Origin of the sequence: Streptomyces bacillaris (genome assembly GCF_003268675.1) — a bacterium.
GTDB lineage: Bacteria > Actinomycetota > Actinomycetes > Streptomycetales > Streptomycetaceae > Streptomyces > Streptomyces bacillaris.
Window position 1 is genome coordinate 7289129 of sequence record NZ_CP029378.1, and the last position, 17571, is coordinate 7306699.

At 73.4% G+C, this 17571-nt stretch carries 17 protein-coding genes; 9 read left to right on the top strand and 8 right to left on the bottom strand.

Annotation, left to right across the window (positions count from 1 at the left end; translation table 11 throughout):
* Positions 1 to 2: 2 nt before the first annotated feature.
* Entirely contained in the window at positions 3 to 941 is a 939-nt protein-coding gene (locus tag DJ476_RS31800; protein WP_103419488.1) for a M56 family metallopeptidase, read from the top strand.
* Between the two features lie 134 nt (positions 942 to 1075).
* On the opposite strand, the gene DJ476_RS31805 is transcribed toward DJ476_RS31800, so the two are convergent.
* Positions 1076 to 1288 (bottom strand): hypothetical protein, encoded by a 213-nt coding sequence (locus tag DJ476_RS31805; protein ID WP_018492432.1) that lies wholly within the window; start codon positions 1286 to 1288, stop codon positions 1076 to 1078.
* A gap of 322 nt (positions 1289 to 1610) precedes the next feature.
* Between DJ476_RS31805 and DJ476_RS31810 the strand changes: the two genes are divergently transcribed.
* Positions 1611 to 3011, top strand: a complete 1401-nt coding sequence (locus tag DJ476_RS31810) for a hemolysin family protein (protein ID WP_103419489.1) — start codon at positions 1611 to 1613, stop codon at positions 3009 to 3011.
* Positions 3008 to 4030, top strand: coding sequence for a hemolysin family protein (locus DJ476_RS31815; protein ID WP_112492130.1), 1023 nt, complete (start codon positions 3008 to 3010; stop codon positions 4028 to 4030). Before DJ476_RS31810 ends, DJ476_RS31815 begins: the two co-directional genes overlap by 4 nt.
* Positions 4031 to 4042: 12 nt before the next feature.
* Here the strand turns inward: DJ476_RS31815 and DJ476_RS31820 are convergent, their stop codons facing one another.
* Positions 4043 to 4255 (bottom strand): twin-arginine translocase TatA/TatE family subunit, encoded by a 213-nt coding sequence (locus tag DJ476_RS31820; protein WP_103419491.1) that lies wholly within the window; start codon positions 4253 to 4255, stop codon positions 4043 to 4045.
* Positions 4256 to 4455: 200 nt separating this feature from the next.
* Here DJ476_RS31820 and DJ476_RS31825 point away from each other — a divergent pair, with 200 nt between their 5' ends.
* Positions 4456 to 5421, top strand: coding sequence for an ion transporter (locus DJ476_RS31825; RefSeq protein ID WP_112492131.1), 966 nt, complete (start codon positions 4456 to 4458; stop codon positions 5419 to 5421).
* A 33-nt stretch (positions 5422 to 5454) separates the two neighbouring features.
* Here the strand turns inward: DJ476_RS31825 and DJ476_RS31830 are convergent, their stop codons facing one another.
* Both DJ476_RS31830 and DJ476_RS31835 read right to left on the bottom strand, forming a co-directional pair.
* Positions 5455 to 6954, bottom strand: coding sequence for an FAD-dependent oxidoreductase (locus DJ476_RS31830; protein ID WP_318294829.1), 1500 nt, complete (start codon positions 6952 to 6954; stop codon positions 5455 to 5457).
* A 115-nt stretch (positions 6955 to 7069) separates the two neighbouring features.
* Positions 7070 to 7657 (bottom strand): DNA polymerase ligase N-terminal domain-containing protein, encoded by a 588-nt coding sequence (locus DJ476_RS31835; RefSeq protein WP_112492133.1) that lies wholly within the window; start codon positions 7655 to 7657, stop codon positions 7070 to 7072.
* A gap of 358 nt (positions 7658 to 8015) precedes the next feature.
* Here DJ476_RS31835 and DJ476_RS31840 point away from each other — a divergent pair, with 358 nt between their 5' ends.
* Both DJ476_RS31840 and DJ476_RS31845 read left to right on the top strand, forming a co-directional pair.
* Positions 8016 to 8915, top strand: coding sequence for a glycoside hydrolase family 16 protein (locus tag DJ476_RS31840; protein ID WP_112492134.1), 900 nt, complete (start codon positions 8016 to 8018; stop codon positions 8913 to 8915).
* A gap of 122 nt (positions 8916 to 9037) precedes the next feature.
* Positions 9038 to 10030, top strand: coding sequence for an aldo/keto reductase (locus DJ476_RS31845; RefSeq protein WP_112492135.1), 993 nt, complete (start codon positions 9038 to 9040; stop codon positions 10028 to 10030).
* A 42-nt stretch (positions 10031 to 10072) separates the two neighbouring features.
* On the opposite strand, the gene DJ476_RS31850 is transcribed toward DJ476_RS31845, so the two are convergent.
* The 3 genes from DJ476_RS31850 to DJ476_RS31860 form a co-directional block, all read right to left on the bottom strand.
* Positions 10073 to 11305 carry a serine/threonine-protein kinase gene (locus DJ476_RS31850; protein ID WP_241565664.1) on the bottom strand — a complete coding sequence of 411 codons (1233 nt, stop codon included), beginning with the start codon at positions 11303 to 11305 and terminating at the stop codon, positions 10073 to 10075.
* 223 nt (positions 11306 to 11528) lie between these two features.
* Positions 11529 to 12254, bottom strand: coding sequence for an HAD family hydrolase (locus DJ476_RS31855; RefSeq protein ID WP_112492136.1), 726 nt, complete (start codon positions 12252 to 12254; stop codon positions 11529 to 11531).
* Between the two features lie 67 nt (positions 12255 to 12321).
* A complete protein-coding gene (locus DJ476_RS31860) occupies positions 12322 to 12804 on the bottom strand; it encodes an Lrp/AsnC family transcriptional regulator (protein WP_103419498.1) in 483 nt (160 codons plus the stop codon).
* Positions 12805 to 13006: 202 nt separating this feature from the next.
* On the opposite strand from DJ476_RS31860, the gene DJ476_RS31865 reads away from it, so the two are divergent.
* From DJ476_RS31865 to DJ476_RS31875, 3 genes are all read left to right on the top strand, one after another.
* On the top strand, positions 13007 to 13372 hold the full coding sequence (locus DJ476_RS31865) for a hypothetical protein (protein ID WP_112492137.1): 366 nt from the start codon (positions 13007 to 13009) through the stop codon (positions 13370 to 13372).
* A gap of 270 nt (positions 13373 to 13642) precedes the next feature.
* On the top strand, positions 13643 to 15151 hold the full coding sequence (locus tag DJ476_RS31870) for an FUSC family protein (RefSeq protein ID WP_112492138.1): 1509 nt from the start codon (positions 13643 to 13645) through the stop codon (positions 15149 to 15151).
* A gap of 153 nt (positions 15152 to 15304) precedes the next feature.
* Positions 15305 to 16372 (top strand): lactonase family protein, encoded by a 1068-nt coding sequence (locus DJ476_RS31875; RefSeq protein ID WP_112492139.1) that lies wholly within the window; start codon positions 15305 to 15307, stop codon positions 16370 to 16372.
* 200 nt (positions 16373 to 16572) lie between these two features.
* On the opposite strand, the gene DJ476_RS31880 is transcribed toward DJ476_RS31875, so the two are convergent.
* Complete coding sequence (locus DJ476_RS31880) at positions 16573 to 17496, bottom strand: sirohydrochlorin chelatase (RefSeq protein WP_103419502.1); 924 nt, start codon at positions 17494 to 17496, stop codon at positions 16573 to 16575.
* Between the last annotated feature and the right edge of the window lie 75 nt (positions 17497 to 17571).

The following is a 17571-nucleotide window of genomic DNA, read 5'->3' on the forward strand; positions in this document are numbered from 1 at the left end:
CGATGGGCGTCTTCGTGTATCTGCCCCTGGTCCTGCCACTCACCGCGCTGCCGATCGCGCGCCTGGCCGAGCAGCACCTGCACCCACGGAGAGCCGCACGCCTGCTGACCACCGTCGCCGTGATCCTCGCCTCCTGCAGCCTGGTCTGCCTCGGGCTGCTGGTGGTGGTCGGCACCGCGCAGCTGCCCGGCAACCCGCTGCCCGACGGCTGGTCCGACGACGAGGTCCGCGAGGCCGTCCCGCACGACGCCTTCGCCGGGAAGGCGTCCATCCTGGCGCTCGTCGCCGTCACCATGGCCTGCGGGTTCACCCTCCACCGCCACTACCGCTTCCGCGCCCGCGCCCACCGCGCGCTCGCCGGGCTGCCGGGCGGCGGCGACCTCGCCGTCCTCCCCGACGACGTGCCGTACGCCTACGCGCTGCCCGGCTCGCCCGGCCGGGTCATGGTCTCCACCGGCATGCTCGCCGCCCTGGACCCGGCCGAGCGCCGGGCGCTGCTCGCCCACGAGCGGGCCCACCTGGCGGGCCGCCACCACCGGCTGCTGCTCGCGACCCGGCTCGCCGGATGCGTCAACCCGCTGCTGCGGCCCCTCCAGGCGGCCCTCGTCTACTCCACCGAGCGGTGGGCGGACGAGGAGGCGGCCCGGGCCACCGGCGACCGCAGGCTGACGGCCCGGGCGGTCGGCAAGGCGGCGCTCATCTCCCGCCCCGACCCCCGGGCCGCCGCCGTGGCGGGCTTCGCGGCCGCGGGGCCGGTGCCCCGACGGGTGGCCGCGCTGCTGGGCCCGGTCCCGCCGGACCGCGGCTGGCCGCCCGCGCTGACACCGGCCGGTGCCGCCGCGTTCGTCGCCGCAGCGGGGACGACCGTCTCCGCGCTCTCGGCGCTCAACGCGGCCGTCGCCCTCTATCTCGTACTGGAGGCGGCGACGACGCCGCTGTGACCTCCTCGCACGGGCGCCCCCCGGCGCCGGTACGAGGCCCCCGGCCGCGCCGGTTCACTGCCTCCACCCGCTCCGACCATCCCGAACGGCCCGCCGGATCGCTCCGGCGGGCCGACGCCGTCGGGTCGGGCCGGTCAGACGTCCAGCGCGGCGAGGGCCTGGGCCCAGCGGGCGTACTTCAAGTTGGCCAGATCTGCCACCGTCTTGACGTTGAACGCTTCCTGGAGCAGCTCGCCGTCGCGGTCCGAGACACCCTTCAGCGCCGAGACCGGCGCCGCGAGAATCGTGGCCAGGTCCTTGTCCGCGTAAGCCTTGTCGAGCACCTTGTCCAGGTCGATCTGGGCCACTGCTGCCTCCTGAGAACTCGTTCCTCCGCCGTCACGGCGGCCGGTCCCGGACGGGACCGCCAGCAGAACTGCGCGGAGCGGCGGGGGAGTTCCCGGGGGCTCCGGGGGGCGCCGGAATCGAGCCATGTGGGGTGTGCGGCCTTGACATCTACGGGCCTGTAAAGTTCGTGAGCCCGGCTATGAGGAGCGACACGTTGTCTGCCAGTCCGGGCCCTTCGGGGCCTTCGGAGTATGCGTATCAGGGACCTCGAAGGTCCCTCGACCCCCGGAGCCCCCAGGGCTCCCCAGGCCCTCAGGGCCGCAACGACCTGGCGGGTGAGCGGTGATCGCCGCCCTGCTCGGCCTCCTGGCGGTGTTCGTCCTGACCGCGGGGACGGGCTATTTCGTGGCCCAGGAGTTCGCCTATGTGTCCGCCGACCGGCTGACCCTCTCCCGGGAGGCCGCGGCCGGTGACAAGCGGGCCGCCCGCGCGGTGAAGGTCCTGGAGCGGCTCTCGTTCATGCTCTCGGGCGCCCAGCTCGGCATCACCGTCACCGGTCTGATCGTCGGCTTCCTCGCGGAGCCGTCCGTCTCCGCCCTGCTGCGCCCGGTGCTCGAGGGCATCGGCCTGCCCGCCGGAGCGGTCTCGGCCGTCTCCGTGACCCTCTCCTTCGTCCTGGCGACGGTCATCCAGATGGTCCTGGGCGAACTCGCGCCCAAGAACCTCGCCCTCGCCGTGCCCGAGCGGCTGGCGAAGTCCCTGGCCACCTCCACCCTGATCTATCTGCGGATCGTCGGCCCCGTCATCCACATCTTCGACAGCGCGGCCAACCGGCTGCTGCGCCGCATCGGCATCGAACCCGTGGAGGAGCTGCACCACGGCGCCACCCTGGAGGAGCTGGGCCATCTGATCGGTGAGTCCCACGAGCAGGGCGAGCTGCCCGCCGCGACGGCCGAACTCGTCGACCACGCGCTGGACTTCTCCGAACGCAACCTGGGCGAGGTCATGGTGGTGCGCGCCGACGTCACCTTCGTACGCCGGGACGCCATGGCCCTGGAGGCCGTCGAGCTGATCGCCCGGCACGGCCACTCGAACTACCCGGTGCTCGGTGACCACCCCGACGACCCCGCGGGCGTGCTGGGCGTACGGGAGCTGATGGGGCTGCCCGCCGCCGACCTCGGCCGCACCACGGCCGGGGAGCTGGCCCGCCGCCCGCTGCTGCTGCCCGAGATCATGAAGCTCCCGGCGGCGGTCGCGGAGATGCGGGAGCGGGACGACGAGTTCGCCGTCGTCCTGGACGAGCACGGCGGTCTCGCGGGCATCGTCACGTACGAGGACATCGCGGAGGAGCTGGTCGGAGAGATCTCCGACGAGTCCGACACGGTCGCCGAACTCGCGGTCGCGGACGGCTCCGGCTGGATCGTGGACGCGGGGAGCCGCCTGGACGAGATCGAGGAGGCCACCGGCATCGTGCTGCCCGAGGAGGGCGACTACGACACCCTCGCCGGGCTGATCATCGACCGGCTCGGCCGCTTCCCCACCGTCGGGGACCGCCTCACCGTCGCGGACGTACGGATCGAGGTCCGCACGCTCGACCGGCATGTGGCCGAATACGTCCGTATCGAGCACACGGAACCCGCCCAGCAGGCACACCAGGCGGACCAGGCACAGCCCGCAGAGCAGGCGCAGCGCGCGGAACAGACGCAGCGCACGGAACACGGCGAACAGGAGCCGCAGGCATGAGCTTCCCCATGGCGCTCTTCGTCACCGTCCTGCTGCTCATCGGCAGCGGCTTCTTCGTCGCCGCCGAATTCGCCCTGGTCGCCTCCAAGCGCCACCGCATGGAACAGGCCGCCCTGGCCGGTCAGCGCGGCGCCAAGGCGGCCCTCGCCGGGATGCGCGAGCTGTCCCTGATGCTCGCCGGTGCCCAGCTCGGTATCACCGTCTGCACCCTGGGCCTCGGTTCCCTCTCCAAGCCCGCCATCTCGCACGAACTGGACCCGCTCCTGCAGCGGCTCGGACTGCCGACCGCGCTCAGCTACGGCATCGCCTTCGCGCTCGCCATGATCATCGTGGTGTTCCTGCACATGGTGGTCGGTGAGATGGCGCCCAAGTCCTGGGCCATCGCCCATCCGGAGCGCTCCGCGATGCTCCTGAGCCCGGCGTTCCGCGCCGTGGTCAAGGTCGTACGCCCGCTGATCCGGGTCCTGAACACGGTCAGCAACGCCCTGGTACGGCTCTGCCGGGTGACCCCGCGCGACGAGCTGACCTCGGTCCACAACCGCGACCAGCTCACCCACCTGATCGAGGAGTCCGAGCGCCTCGGGCTGATCAGCAAGGGCGACTCGGGGCTGGTGACCCGGTCGCTGACCGAGCCGCAGACCCCGGTGGCCGAATTCCAGATTCCCGCCGAGCGGATCGTGACCGTACCGGCGGGCGCGGATCTCGACCGGATCCTGGCCGTCGCCACGTCCGCCGACCGCACCCGCCTGCTCGTACGGGACGGGGAGCGCGTCCTCGGAACGGTGCACGCCCGCGACGCCCTGGTGGCGCGCGCCGGCGGCCGGAGCGTCACCGCACGCGCCCTGGCCCGGCCCGTGCCGGAACTGGCGCCGGACGAGACGGCCGCCCACGCCGTGGAGCGGCTCCGCGAGCGGCACGCGACGCTCGCCGTCGTACGGGACGGGGAGGGCCGGCTCTCCGGGCTGGTCAGCCTGGACGATCTCCTCGCCCGGCTGCTCCACCCCCCGACGACCGCCTAGGGCGGGATCGGGTCAGGCGGTGGTGTCCCGCTCGGTCGTCTCCCCGCGGATCACGCGGGGGGACGGCTGGGAGGGGCCGCCGTCCTCCTCCTTGAGCGCCTGCTTCTCGCTCTTGAGGATGCGCGCGGCCTTTCCGGCCGACCGCACGAGGTCGGGCAGCCTCTTCACGGCCAGCACCGCCACGATCACCAGGAGAAGGATGGTGAGTTCGCCGATCCCGAACATGATTGCCGCTTTCTCTGGGGAGGAACCGGCCCGGAGGCCGTCCGGCCCCTGACGGACCGGCAGAGTCGAACCTGAACCGAACCTAGCTGAATCTACAGGCCTGTAGAGTATCCGCTCACGGGTTCTGTGATCAGGCTCCCCGTACAACCGCCTTTCAGGCCAGCCGTGTTCGGCGGGCCTCGGACGACCGGGGAAGCACGATGACGGACCGTACGGCGCGGACGCCGCGCCGCCGGCAGGCGGTGGCCGGACGCTGCCGGGAGATCACCGAGGCCCGCTGGTTCGCCGTCCTCGTCTTCGCCCTCATCCTCGCCAACGCGGCGGTCCTCGGCATCGAGACCTACAGCGGCCTCAGCGACTGCTGGCAACAGGGCTTACGCACCACGGAGTACGCCTTCCTCGCCGCGTTCACCGTGGAGATCCTGCTGCGCGCCGGAGCCCACGCCGACCGCCCGAAGGACTTCTTCCGCGACCCGTGGAACCTCTTCGACCTCGTCGTGGTCCTCTCCGCGTTCCTGCCGGTCATCCGCGAGAACGGCACCGTGCTCCGGCTGCTGCGCCTCGCCCGCGTCCTGCGCGCCGCCCGCTTCCTGCCGCAGCTGCGGATCATCCTGGTCGCCGTCGGCCGGAGCCTGCCGGGCACCGCCAGCTTCCTGCTCGTCGGGGGCCTGCTGCTCTACCTGTACGCCATGGTCGGCTGGATCTGCTTCTCGGCCGAGGATCCGGAACACTTCGGCTCGCTCGGCCGTGCGGTCCTGACCCTCTTCCTGCTGATGACCCTGGACGGTCTCGGTGACGCCGTGCGCGCGGGCCTGGAGATCTCCCGGTGGAGCATCCTCTACTACGCCTCGTACGTCCTGCTCGCCTCGTTCGTCCTGGTGAACGTGTTGATCGGGGTCGTGATCACCTCCCTGGACGAGGCCCGCTCCATGGAGGCGGACGAGGACGAGGACGCTGCCCGGCCCGCGGAGTCCCCGGCCGCCGGGGCGCAGCCCCCGTACACCGGCGATCCCGTCCTGCTCCGCGCCCGCGTGGCGGCGGCCCGCCGCGCCCTGGACGACCTCGAACGGGCCCTGGCCGACGCTTCACCGGGGACCGGGCCCCCGGACCCGCTGCCCGGTCGGCCCCCGGGCGGCAGCCGCACGGTGGCGTCGTCCGGAGGGTGACCCGCCCCGATGCGGATCGCGGACGGGAGGACGTCACCGAACCGCTCTCCCGAGCCCGGGCCGGAGCCGGCGGGCGGGCGCGCGCCCGGGCTTCGGGGCGGGGACGACGCGGAACGCGGTGTTGAGGACGTGGTCGATCACATCGCGCGAGGGCTTGTCCGTGAGGTCGGTGAGGAGGCGGGCCAGGGTGTTGAGGAGGAACGGGGAGTTCATGACGTACCGGTTGAGCACCGGCTGGAACCCCGAGCGGCTGAAGATGACGTCGGCGGCCGCGTTGCCCAGGCGGTAGTGGCGGCCCCAGCGGTGGTGCATCTCCACCGGGTAGCCGCGCAGCACCTGTTCGCGGCGCGGGCCCTCCGGGTGGGCCAGGGCGAGCGCGGCGGTCTCGGCGGCGACCTCACCGGCCTCCAGGGCCTGGGCGATGCCCTCGCCGTTCCAGGGGCTGACCATGCCGCCGGAGTCCCCGACCAGCAGGAGCCCGCGGGCGTACAGCGGGTGGCGGTTGAAGCCGAGGGGCAGGGCGGCGCTGCGGACCGGGCCCTGCGCGTTCTCCTCGCGCAGCCCCCACTCCTCGGGGGTCCGGGCCAGCCACTGATCGAGGGTGGCCCGCAGGTCCGCCTTGCCGTGCCGGCGGTGGGGGAGCGCGCCGAGCCCGACGTTGACCCGTCCGTCGGCCATCGGGAAGATCCAGCCGTAACCGGGGAGGTAGGGGCCGTGGTCGGGGAAGCGCAGATCGGCCCAGAGCTCCAGATACTCCTCCTGGGAGCGTTCCGGGCTCCGGTAGTAGCGGCGGGCCGCGGTGGCGATCTGCCGCCGGGGGTCCCGTTCGAGACCCAGCGCCAGGGCGAGCCGGGCGGAGGCCCCGTCGGCGGCGATGACGACCGGGGCGCGGAAGTCGACGGGCGTACGGGCAGGGGTTTTCGCGCCGGTTCCGATCTGCGTGCGGGGACCTGACGGGCCGGGGGCGTCCGGTGAGCCCGGGGCGTCCGGCGATCCTGGGACGTCCGGTGAGTCCGACCGGGCGGTGACCCCGGTGACCCGGCCCGCCCGGTCCGTCAGCGGTGCCTCCGCCTTCCAGCCGCTGAAGAGCCGGGCCCCGGCCGCCACCGCGTGGCGCGCCAGGATGTCGTCGAAGTCGTGGCGGCTGCGGGAGAGCCCGAAGTCCGGGTAGCGGCCGAGCGCGGGCCAGTCGATGTGCACCCGGTGCTCCCCGGCCACCCAGCGCATCCCGCGCGAACGGACCCAGCCCGGCGCGGAGATGTCGACGCCCATCCGGATGAGCCGGTGCACCGCGCGCGGGGTGAGGCCGTCGCCGCACACCTTCTCGCGGGGGAAGCGGGCCTTCTCCAGCAGGATCACGTCCACGCCCGCGCGCGCCAGGTGGTACGCGGCCGACGAGCCGGCCGGGCCCGCCCCCACCACGATGACCTGGGCGTCCTCACCCGCTCTCCCGACCGGCTCACCCGCGTGCCCGCCCGCCGCTGCCGGTTCTGCTGCCGGTTCCGGTTCCGGTTCCGGTGACAACTCCCGCATCACAACCCCTCCCACGGACGGCCGATGCTGTGCCGGGGTGCCGACCCCGGGCAACATCATCATCGGCCAGGAGGGGCCGCGGCGGAACCAGGCCTCGCCCCGTCGTACCCCCTGCTCAGTCCCCGTCGCCCCGTGCCGCCGCCAGGGCGACCTGGTGCAGGGTGCGTCCCGTACGGGCGGAGCGGGCGTGGTACGGGTCCGGTGAGCCGGGCCTGCCCCGTACGGCGAGCCGGTCGGCGGCCTTGATCAGCAGCCACGCCTCCCGGCCGCCGCTCTCCGGCTCGTCGCCCACCCGGAAGCGGGTGAGCGCGAACTCGCCGTGCAGCTTGGAGCCGTGGAGCCAGAACGTGGCATGGCCGAGGGCCAGCGACTCCGCGAAGGGGACGGCCCCGCCCTGCTGGTCGTGGCCGAGCGGCTCGTAGGTGCCCTGGTCCCAGACGATCATCGTGCCGCTGCCCGACTCGCCCTGGGGGATGACCCCCTCGAACTCGCGGTACTCCAGCGGGTGGTCCTCCGTCTCCACGGCGAGCCGCCGGTCGCTCGGGTTCTCCGACGGGCCGCGGGGTACCGCCCAGGACTTGAGTACGCCGTCGACCTCCAGGCGGAAGTCGAAGTGCATGCGCCGCGCGTCATGGATCTGCACGACGAAACAGGGGCGCGGTGCGCCGTCGGGCCGGGGCCCGGGTACGCCGTCGTTCCGCATGCCGTGCTCCCTCCGCCCGCACCGTCGGTCCCGCCGGGCTGTCCGGTGCAGCTCAGCCGTGCGACCGGGCCGGTATCTCCACTCTGCCGCCGCCCGGAGGGAAGCGCACGGCGGGCCCGCCCGCCTTCAGGCGCATATGCCCATGACATGGTCCGTTCGCTTTCCGGTCCGGACCAGGTTATTGACGGTTCCTGTGGCACTCCCTTAAATCAAGAAGTGAAATATGCGCCCGAGGTGTTCGCCCCAATCGTTCACCTCTCGGCGTCAAGCTGTCATGCGCATGACTTTCTGTTCGTTTCCCCCACGCCCCCACGTCCCTCTCCCACACGTCCCCCCACTCCCCCCACGGAGCGATGTGATGACCGTGCACCGTCCGCACCACCCTGCCCGCACGCACTCCCGGCGCCGCCGCACCGCGCTCTACGCGGCCTCCCTGCTCTGCTGCTCCGCCCTCCTCGCCACCCTGCCCGGCGGCGCCTCCGCCGCGCCCGTCCCCGCTCCGGCTCCCGGCCCGGCGGCCGTGGTCTTCGCCGACGATTTCGACGGCCCGGCCGGCTCGGCGGTCGACGGCTCCAAGTGGCAGCTGGAGACCGGCGACAACGTCAACAACCACGAGCGGCAGTACTACACCGGGGGCAACAGCAACGCCGCCCTCGACGGCCAGGGCAACCTGGTGATCACCGCCCGCAAGGAGAACCCCGGCAACTACCAGTGCTGGTACGGCACCTGCGAGTACACCTCGGCCCGGCTCAACACGGCGGGCAAGTTCTCCGCGGCCTACGGGCACGTCGAGGCCCGCATCAAGGTCCCGCGCGGCCAGGGCATGTGGCCCGCGTTCTGGATGCTGGGCGACGACTTCGGCAACGTCGGCTGGCCGCAGAGCGGCGAGATCGACATCATGGAGAACGTCGGCTTCGAACCCGGCACCGTCCACGGCACCCTGCACGGCCCCGGCTACTCGGGTGCCGAGGGCATCGGTGCCGGGTACACCCTGCCCGACGGTGCCGCGTTCGCCGACGACTTCCACACCTTCGCCGTCGACTGGGCGCCCGACTCCATCACCTGGTCCGTCGACGGCAACGTCTTCCAGCGGCGCACCCCCGCCGACCTGGGCGGCAAGGAGTGGGTGTTCAACAAGCCCTTCTTCCTCATCCTCAACCTCGCGGTCGGCGGCTTCTGGCCCGGCGACCCCGACGGTTCCACCCCCTTCCCGTCGCAACTCGTCATCGACTACGTCCGCGTGACGACGAACGACTGACGCCCGCCCGTCCGACCGACACCCGTCCCGGGCGGCCCTGAACGGTGGACGGCGGCAGAGGTGCTCCTGTCGCCGCCCACCCATTCCCGGGCAGAAGCCCCCGGCAGAGGAAGCGGAATAGCATGATCCTCATGGAACAGCGCACACTCGGCAGGACCGGCCGTGACGTCTCGGTCGTCGGACAGGGCACCTGGCAGCTCGGCGGTGACTGGGGAGAGGTCGGGGAGAGCGACGCCTTCGACGTCCTGGACGCGGCCGTCGACTCCGGCGTCACCTTCTTCGACACCGCGGACGTGTACGGGGACGGGCGCAGCGAACAGCTCATCGGCCGCTACCTCAAGAACCGCCCGGACGCGGACGTCCTCGTCGCCACCAAGATGGGCCGCCGCGCCGACCAGGTGCCGGAGAGCTACGTCCTGGACAACTTCCGTACCTGGAACGACCGTTCCCGCGCCAACCTCGGCGTCGACACGCTCGACCTCGTACAACTGCACTGCCCGCCCAGCAGCGTCTACTCCTCCGACGCCGTCTACGACGCCCTGGACACGCTCGTCGACGAGCAGCGGATCGCCGCCTACGCGGTGAGCGTGGAGACCTGCGCCGAGGCGCTGACCGCCATCGCCCGCCCCGGCGTCGCGAGCGTGCAGATCATCCTCAACCCGTTCCGCCTCAAGCCCCTGGACGAGGTCCTTCCGGCGGCCGTCGCGGCGGGCGTCGGCATCATCGCCCGCGTCCCGCTCGCCTCCGGGCTGCTCTCCGGGAAGTACACGAAGGACACGGTCTTCGGCCCCGACGACCACCGTACGTACAACCGCCACGGCGAGGCGTTCGACCGGGGCGAGACGTTCTCCGGCATCGACTACGCGACCGGCGTCGCCGCCGCGGCCGAGTTCGCCGCACTGGCCCCCGAGGGCGCCACCCCCGCGCAGACCGCGCTGCGCTGGATCATCCAGCAGCCCGGCGTCACCAGCGTGATCCCCGGCGCCCGCTCGGTGGAACAGGCCCGCGCCAACGCGGCGGCCGCCGCCCTGCCGCCGCTGACGCAGTCCACGCTGGACGCCGTACGGGAGCTGTACGACCGGTCGATCCGCCCGGAGGTCCATGACCGCTGGTGACCCGGGGCGGCGGCCGGGGCTCCCGAGGAGGGCGGGCGGGACTCAGTCGTCCCGCTCGTCGTCCTCCTGCTCGTGGGAGTCCGGCTGCCCGTGGTCCTGCTGCGGCTGCTGGCCGCCGTCCTGGTTGTCCCCGCTGTCCTGGCCGCCCTGTCCGTCCTGGACGCCCTGGGAGGCCGGGCCGGAGGGAGTGGGGGCGGGGGTGTCGGCGGAGCTGGAGTCCGGCGAGAACAGGATCATCCCCAGATAGACCGCCGCCAGGAACGTCGCCGTACCCGCGATGGCGCTCGCCACCCTCGGCCGCCGCCGGATCGCCTCCCGCGTGGAGCGGCGGCGGGCCGGGGCCGACCGGGACGCGGCGCTGCGCCTGCGCCCCGTGGGCTGCGGCAGCCGGTAGGTCGAGGGGCCCACGGGGGCGGGCGGCGCGGCCGCCGGGGACACGGGGGCCGGGGCGGCGGAACGGGTGGGGGAGGGGGCCCGGCGGGAGGCGGGCTTCGGCGCCGGAAGGGGCTCCGCGCGGCCGCGCCACGCGTCGGTACGGAACCAGTCGGAGACCTGCTGCGCGGTGGGCCGCTCCTCGGGCTTCTTGGCCAGCAGACCGAGCAGATACGCGTCGAAGGCGGCCGAGATGTCCACCCCGCGCTGCCGCAGCGGGACCGGCGGGGTGTCGACGTGCTGATACAGCGTGGCAGTCGCGGTGTCGGACGTGAACGGCGGCTTTCCGAGCAGCAGTTGGTAGATGACACAGCCCAGGGAGTACATGTCGGACGCGGAGTCCGCCGTACGGCCCAGGGCCCGTTCGGGCGCCAGGTAGAGGCTGGTGCCCACGATGTGACCGGCCGTCGTCAGCGCGGTCGAGGGGTCGTCGACGAACTGGGCGATCCCGAAGTCACCGATCTTCACCGAACCGTCCGCGTCCAGCATCAGGTTGCCCGGCTTGATGTCCCGGTGGACGATGCCCTGCCGGTGCGCGGCGGCGAGCCCGGCCGCCGCCTCGCCCGCGATCCGCGCGACCTGCTCGGGGTGGACCCGCTCCTGGGCGGCCAGCAGATCACCGAGGCTCTGCCCCTCGACCAGCTCCATCACCAGGAAGAACCGGTCCTCCCAGGCCCCGAAGTCGAAGACGGCCACCAGGTGAGGGTGGCTCAGCCGGGCGGCGGTCTGGGCCTCCAGCCGGAACCGGGCGGTCGCCGACGCGTCGGCCTGGTCCCCCAGCAGCAGCTTCACGGCCACGGCACGGCCCAGCACCTCGTCCGCCGCGCGCCAGACCTCGCCCATGCCGCCCCGGCCGATGGGGGATATCAACCGGTACCGACCAGCTACCAGCACCTGTTCACCTAACTCGAATCGTGGCCCGCTCCGACTGCCGGCCCACCGCGCGGCGACCTGCCCCCGAGGGGCCCTGCACGGCGGAGTGAACGACATGATCAGGATATCGGTCCGCGGGGCCGCCGATGTCCCGACGGCCCCGCGCCGGACGACTGCTGACGCCCCGGCACGTTCAGGTCCGCGCGCCCGGTCCGGCGGGTCGGCCCGCCTCCTCCGCCCCGCCCAGCAGCCAGCCGTACGCGGCCTCCGCCGTGAAGGCCGACTGCCCCTGGGCGAACAGCAGATCCGCGGTCGCGAACGCCGGGTCGGAGGCGGTCGCGGGCACATACGGGACGGCGATGCACCGCATCCCCGCCGCACGCGCGGCGGCGGCCCCCGGCGGCGCGTCCTCCAGTACCACGCAGTCGCCCGGCTCCGCCCCCAGCCGCCGGGCCGCCTCCAGGAACACGTCGGGCTCCGGCTTCCCGTGCGCGACCTCCTCGGCGGAGACGTACAGCGGGATGTACGCGTCGAGCCCCGTGACCGCGAGCACCGCCCCGATCGCGGCCCGGGAGGAGCCGGAGGCGACCGCCATCGGCACCCTGGCGGCGTGCAGCCGCTCCACGAAGACCCGCATCTGCCCGAACACCTCGGTGGAGGCCCCGGCCAGCTCCAGATAGAGCGCGTTCTTCCCGGCGAGCAGTTCGTCCACCGGGGCGTCGATCCCGTACTCGGAACGCAGGGTCTCCAGCGTTTGACGGGTGCCGATCCCGATGAACCGGGTGTGGTCCTCCCAGCCGAAGCCGGTCACCCCGTACCGGGCGAGCAGCCGCCGCCCGGCCTCGTAATAGTTCGGCTCGCTGTCCACCAGCGTTCCGTCGAGGTCGAAGATCACCTGGGGTCCGGGGCGTGACGTCATGGCCCCAGCATGCCGCAAGGGGTGGATCGGGCCGTGACCAGCGGTGGTCGGCCCCGCGACGGCTGCCTCAGCTCTGGCCGCCCGCCGCCCGTCCCACGGATTCGACCAGCGGCAGGACCCGGTGCGCCACCCGCTCGCGCAGCGCCACGTCCGTCCGGGTCCGGACAACGCCCGGCAGCTGGATCAGCCGCTGGATGACGTCCTCCAGGTGCCCGTTGTCCCGGGCCACGACCCGCGTCAGCAGATCCCCGCCGCCGGTGGTCGAGAAGGCCTCGATGATCTCGGGAACGGCCGCCAGCGCGTCCCCGACCTCCACCAGGTGCCCCTGGGTGACCTCCAGGTGGACGAAGGCGAGGACGGGATGGCCGAGGGCGGCGGGGGAGAGGGTCGGCCCGGTACCGGTGATGACCCCGTCCCGCTCCAGCCGGTCCAGCCGGGCCTGCAGCGTGCCCCGGGCCACCCCGAGGATGCGGGCGTACTCCCGCACGCTGGTGCGCGGCTGCTCGATGAGCAGGCGCAGGATCCGGGTGTCGAGCGCGTCCACGGCCATGGTCCGTCGGCCTCCTTCCGGTCCGGACGATACGGCTCCGACTGTACCGATGGCCCACTCGAAGGCCGGTGGGCGCGACTGTCCGGCCGCTCGATCGTTCGACCGTCGAACGCGTACGGCTATGCTGCCGAGCCGGTGGAGCCGTGCGCCGGGACGGGGGAACGTCCGGGCGCGGCCGGTGAGAAGTGAGGGTCCAGCCCAGATGCCCACGTTCGTCCCCGTACTGCTGCCCGCCCTGAGCGCGGTCCTGATGGCCGTCGCCGGGATCCGTGACCAGACGGCACGGAAACGCGGTACACCACCGCCGGCAGGAGAGCGCGGCCTTCTCCCGCTGGGATGGGCAGCCACGGGGGTGACGGTCCTCGCCGCGCTGGCCGGCTCGGTCGCCGGTGGCCTGGCCGAGGAGAACCTCCGCCCGGTCCTCCTGCTCATCAACGCGGCATGGGGAATGCTCGCCCTGGTGGCGCTCACGCGGCTGCTCCGCCGGACGCTCCGGACGGCCGAGGCCCTGGCGCTCGCTGTTCCCGTCGCCGTCTCCGCCTTCCTCGTCATGGGCGCGGTCCGCTAGGGCCTGTCGTCAAACTGCCGCCTGCCGTGCGAGGCCCGACCCTGGGGCCTGCCTCCTCTCCCCGCTGGTCCGTTGGCATCCTCCCGGCCGACGGCCTGCGGCCGAGACTGGGCCATTGGCTCACCCTTTTCGCCCTCGTTTGATCCAAGGGCCCCCAGGATGCTCTGATACTGGTGTCGATGGCGCTGCGGACTTCCGCGGCGCCTTTTTCATGCCGAGCGCGCGGATCACCCGGGGCACGGGCCACCGGGGACGCGGAAGGGGAGCAGAGTGCTGAAGAGGGTCTTCGTCGCGCCGGACCCGGGGCGGGTGCGGCTGCGGTTCGCGAGCCGCGCCGTCATCGGGGTCGGGCTCGCGGTCGCGCTGTGCGGGCTGGTCGGGCACTCGCTCGTCGCGGCCATCACCGGCGGTCTCGCGGCGCTGCTCGCCCTCTTCACGGTCACCGACGCCACCGTGCGGCAGCAGGTCGTCACGACCGCGCTGCTCCCCGCCGCCGGGCTCCCCGTCCTCGCCGTCGCCGCCCTGCTGCACGACCAGCCCCTCGCCCGCGACCTGGTCTTCCTCGCGGTCATGGGCGCGGGCGTCTACGCCCGACGCTGGGGCCCGCGCGGCCACGCGCTGGGCATCTTCGCGTTCATGACCTTCTTCGCCGCCCAGTTCCTGCACACGGTGCCGGGGCAGCTGCCCGAGCTGTACGCCGCCGTCCTGCTCTCCCTGGCCGCCTCCGCCGCCGTCCGCTTCGGTCTGTGGTGCTACGAGCGGCGGCTGCCCGCCGTGGCCGTGCCCGCACCCCCGGAGGGCCGGGGGCTGGCCCGTATCACCACCCGGCAGGCGGTGCAGGCCACCCTGGGCGGCGCCTTCGCGCTGGGCCTGGGGCAGGTCCTCTCCGACCAGCGCTGGTACTGGGCCGTCGGTGCCACCTGGTGGGTGTTCGTCAACACCACCTCGCGCGGCGAGACCCTCGTACGCGGCTTCCGGCGGGTGCTGGGCACCGTGATCGGTATCGCGGCCGGATTCTTCGTCGCCATCCCGCTGGAGGGCGCCGGGGCGCCGACCGCCGCCATCGTCGCGGTCTGCGTCTTCGGGATCTTCTACACGGCCGCCGTCTCATACAGCTGGATGATGTTCTTCGTCACCGTCATGGTCGGCGTGCTCTACGGGGTCCTGGGAGTCCTGGATGCCTCCCTCCTCTGGCTGCGGGTCGCAGAGACGGCCGTCGGCGCGCTCGGCGCCGTCCTCGCCGTGCTGCTGGTCCTGCCCGTCACGACCCACGCCGTCACCGACGCGTGGATCCGGAAGGCCCTGCGGTGCGTCCACGCCTGCACGGCCGAGGCCGCCGAACGCCTCGCCGGGTCCCTGAGCGCCGACCCGGCGCCCCGCGTCGCGGAACTCGACGTGCTCCTCGGCCGGGTCCGGCTCTCGCTCGCCCCGCTGGTGCACCCCCTGAGCCCGCTGAAGGCCCGCAAGGCGCGGGCGCGCCAGGTGCTGGCCCTGCTGGACGACTGCGTACGCGAGGTGCGCGGGCTGGCCTCCATCGCCGCCGACCCGGCCGCCTCGCACGACGCCCGGCTCTCGGCCGCCTGCTCCCGGGTGGAGGAGGCGGTGGAGGAACTGCTGCGCCAGGAGAGCCGGCAGGCGCGGGGAGCCGAGCGCGCGGCCGTGCAGCCCGCCGCCGCCCCGGACCACCCCGCCCTGGCCCATCTGCACGGCCTGGAGCGCGCCCTGGGCGACCTCGCCGCACCGCTGCACAGCTCACCCCGGGCCCCGATCGCGGCCTGAGGCCGCACCCGCAGGGCCGACGGTCGGCCCTGCGCACCCCACGTCACCGTCCCGCCCCGGTGTCACCGTCCCGCGAGATTGGTCCAGACCTGAGATGGGCCGCCTGCTACCGTCGGCCTGGAGATCACGGCGACGGTGAAGTGGGGTAGTGCGATGGGCGGCAGCAGCACCGGGCGGGCATTCATGGGGTCGTTCACCTCGGCGGGCGGCCTCGGCGTCACCGTCGCGGAGGTCGACCGGGACACCGGGGCGCTCACCGTGCTCGGCTCGTCGGACGCCGTAACCGACCCCTCGTTCCTCGCCCTCGCGCCAGGTGGAACGGTCCTGTACGCGGTCGGCGAGAGCGCCCCCGGCTCGGCGGCCGCCTTCGACGTCAGCGGCGACGTACCGGCCCTCCTGGGCCCCGTGCGCCCGGTCGACGCCGACGGCCCCACCCACCTCGCCCTCGCCGCGGACCACCTGGTCACCGCCAACTACGGCTCCGGCAGCGTCACCGTCCTGCCCGTCCTCCCCGACGGCTCCCTCGGCCCGGTCTCCTCGGTCGTCCGGCACGAGGGCAGCGGCCCCGACAGCGAGCGCCAGGAGGGGCCGCACGCCCACCAGGTGCTGGCCGACCCCTCCGGCCGCTGGGTGGTGAGCGTGGACCTCGGCACCGACTCGGTACGGGTCGGCGCCCTGGACCCCGCCACCGGGACCCTCGAGCCGCACGGCGAGACCGCCCTGCGCCCGGGCACCGGACCCCGCCACCTGGCCTTCCACTCCTCGGGCCGCTACGCCTACGTTCTCAACGAACTGGTCCCGACCCTCACCGTGTGCCGCTGGGACGCCGAGGCGGGCCGCCTGGAGCCGCTGGGGGAGGTGCTGGTGCTGCCCGAGTCCGACCCCTCCGCCCACTTCGAGGACGGCTCGCTGCTCACCTATCCGTCCGAGGTGGTCGTCGCCCAGGACGGGCGCTTCCTGTGGACCGCCAACCGGGGCCACGACAGCATCTCCGTGCTCACCCTCGACGAGAGCGGCGAGAAGGCAGCGCTGGTGGCCACCGTCGGCTGCGGCGGCCACTGGCCCCGCGACCTCACCCTCGACCCGAGCGGCCAGTGGCTGTACGCGGCCAACGAGCGCTCCGGGAACGTCAGCTGGTTCGCCGTGGACGCCGAGACGGGCATCCCGCGGCAGGCGGGCTCCGTGGAGGTCCCGGCGGCCTCCTGCGTCGTCCTCGGCTGACCGGGGCCGTACCCGCGAAAGCAGAGCCCGGGCTGTACTCGCGAAGGACGGTCCCGGGGCCGTACCCGCGAAGGCGACTCCGGGGCCGTACCCGTGAACGCGCGGAAGCCGCGGTCCGGAACGGGAGGACCTCCTCCGTTCCGGACCGCGGCTTCCGTATGTCCGTGCCGCCTCCGTGGGCCCGGGCCGGTGGACCCGGGTCAGTGAGCCTGGGCGCCCTGCGGCGTCGCGGGCGTGATGCCGAGCGCCGTGGCGTACAGCGAGAGCACGAGCTTGCCGATCGCCGGGTAGGCGCCCAGCGGCTCGGCGGTCGCGCAGCCCGCCTCCTTGGCGGCGGCGTCCAGCAGACCGGGGTCCACCTCCGGACCCACCAGGTACGGCGCCAGCGCGAGCTGCGCGGAACCGGAGTTCTGGAGCTGCTCAGCGATCGAGGCCACCGAACCCTCCACGTCCAGCGCTGCGGCCATCACGGGCACGGCGAGCCGGGCGGCAAGGAGCATGCCGGTGATCCCGGCGGCCCGCACGGCCTCCTCGCCGCCCACCGTGGCCAGCACGATGCCGTCGGCGGCGGTGGCCACGGTGAACAGCCGGGCCCGGTCGGCACGGGCGAGACCGGCCTCCGACAGCCGTACGTGGAGGGCCTCGGCGAGCAGCGGGTGGGGACCGAGCACGTCGGTCAGCTCCACCTGCGTACCGCTGTCCATCACGGCCTGCCGTATCCGCCGGATCAGCTCACTGTCCGGACCCGCCAGCAGCGGGACCACGACGGCGGCCGCACCGGTCGGCTCGGCGACCTCACGGCCGGCGGCGACGGCCTGCTCGTACCGCGCGACGCGCTCGGCGGCGGTGTGGGCGAGAACGGAGGAAAGCGTGGGGTACTCGGCGTCGTCACCGTCGAGGTAGCCGATCCGGGCGTTGAGGCCGGGCAGCTCGGAACGGGCGATGCTGATCACCTCTTCGGCCAGCGCGCGCGTGGCCGAGGAGGGGGTACCGGGAACGGCGAGAACGAGCGCGGCAGCGCCCTCGGGTGCGACCACCGGCTCCGGGCGGCGGTGCCGTCCGGACTGGCGAGGTCGCGGCATTCGTACAGGCAGGCCGGAAGCGGGCCCAGTGGGGGTGCTCATGGCGCCGCATGCTACTGGTTTTGGCTGCCCCTCTGTTCGGGGAGGGTCCGGTCGAGCGTCAACTATCCGCTTATG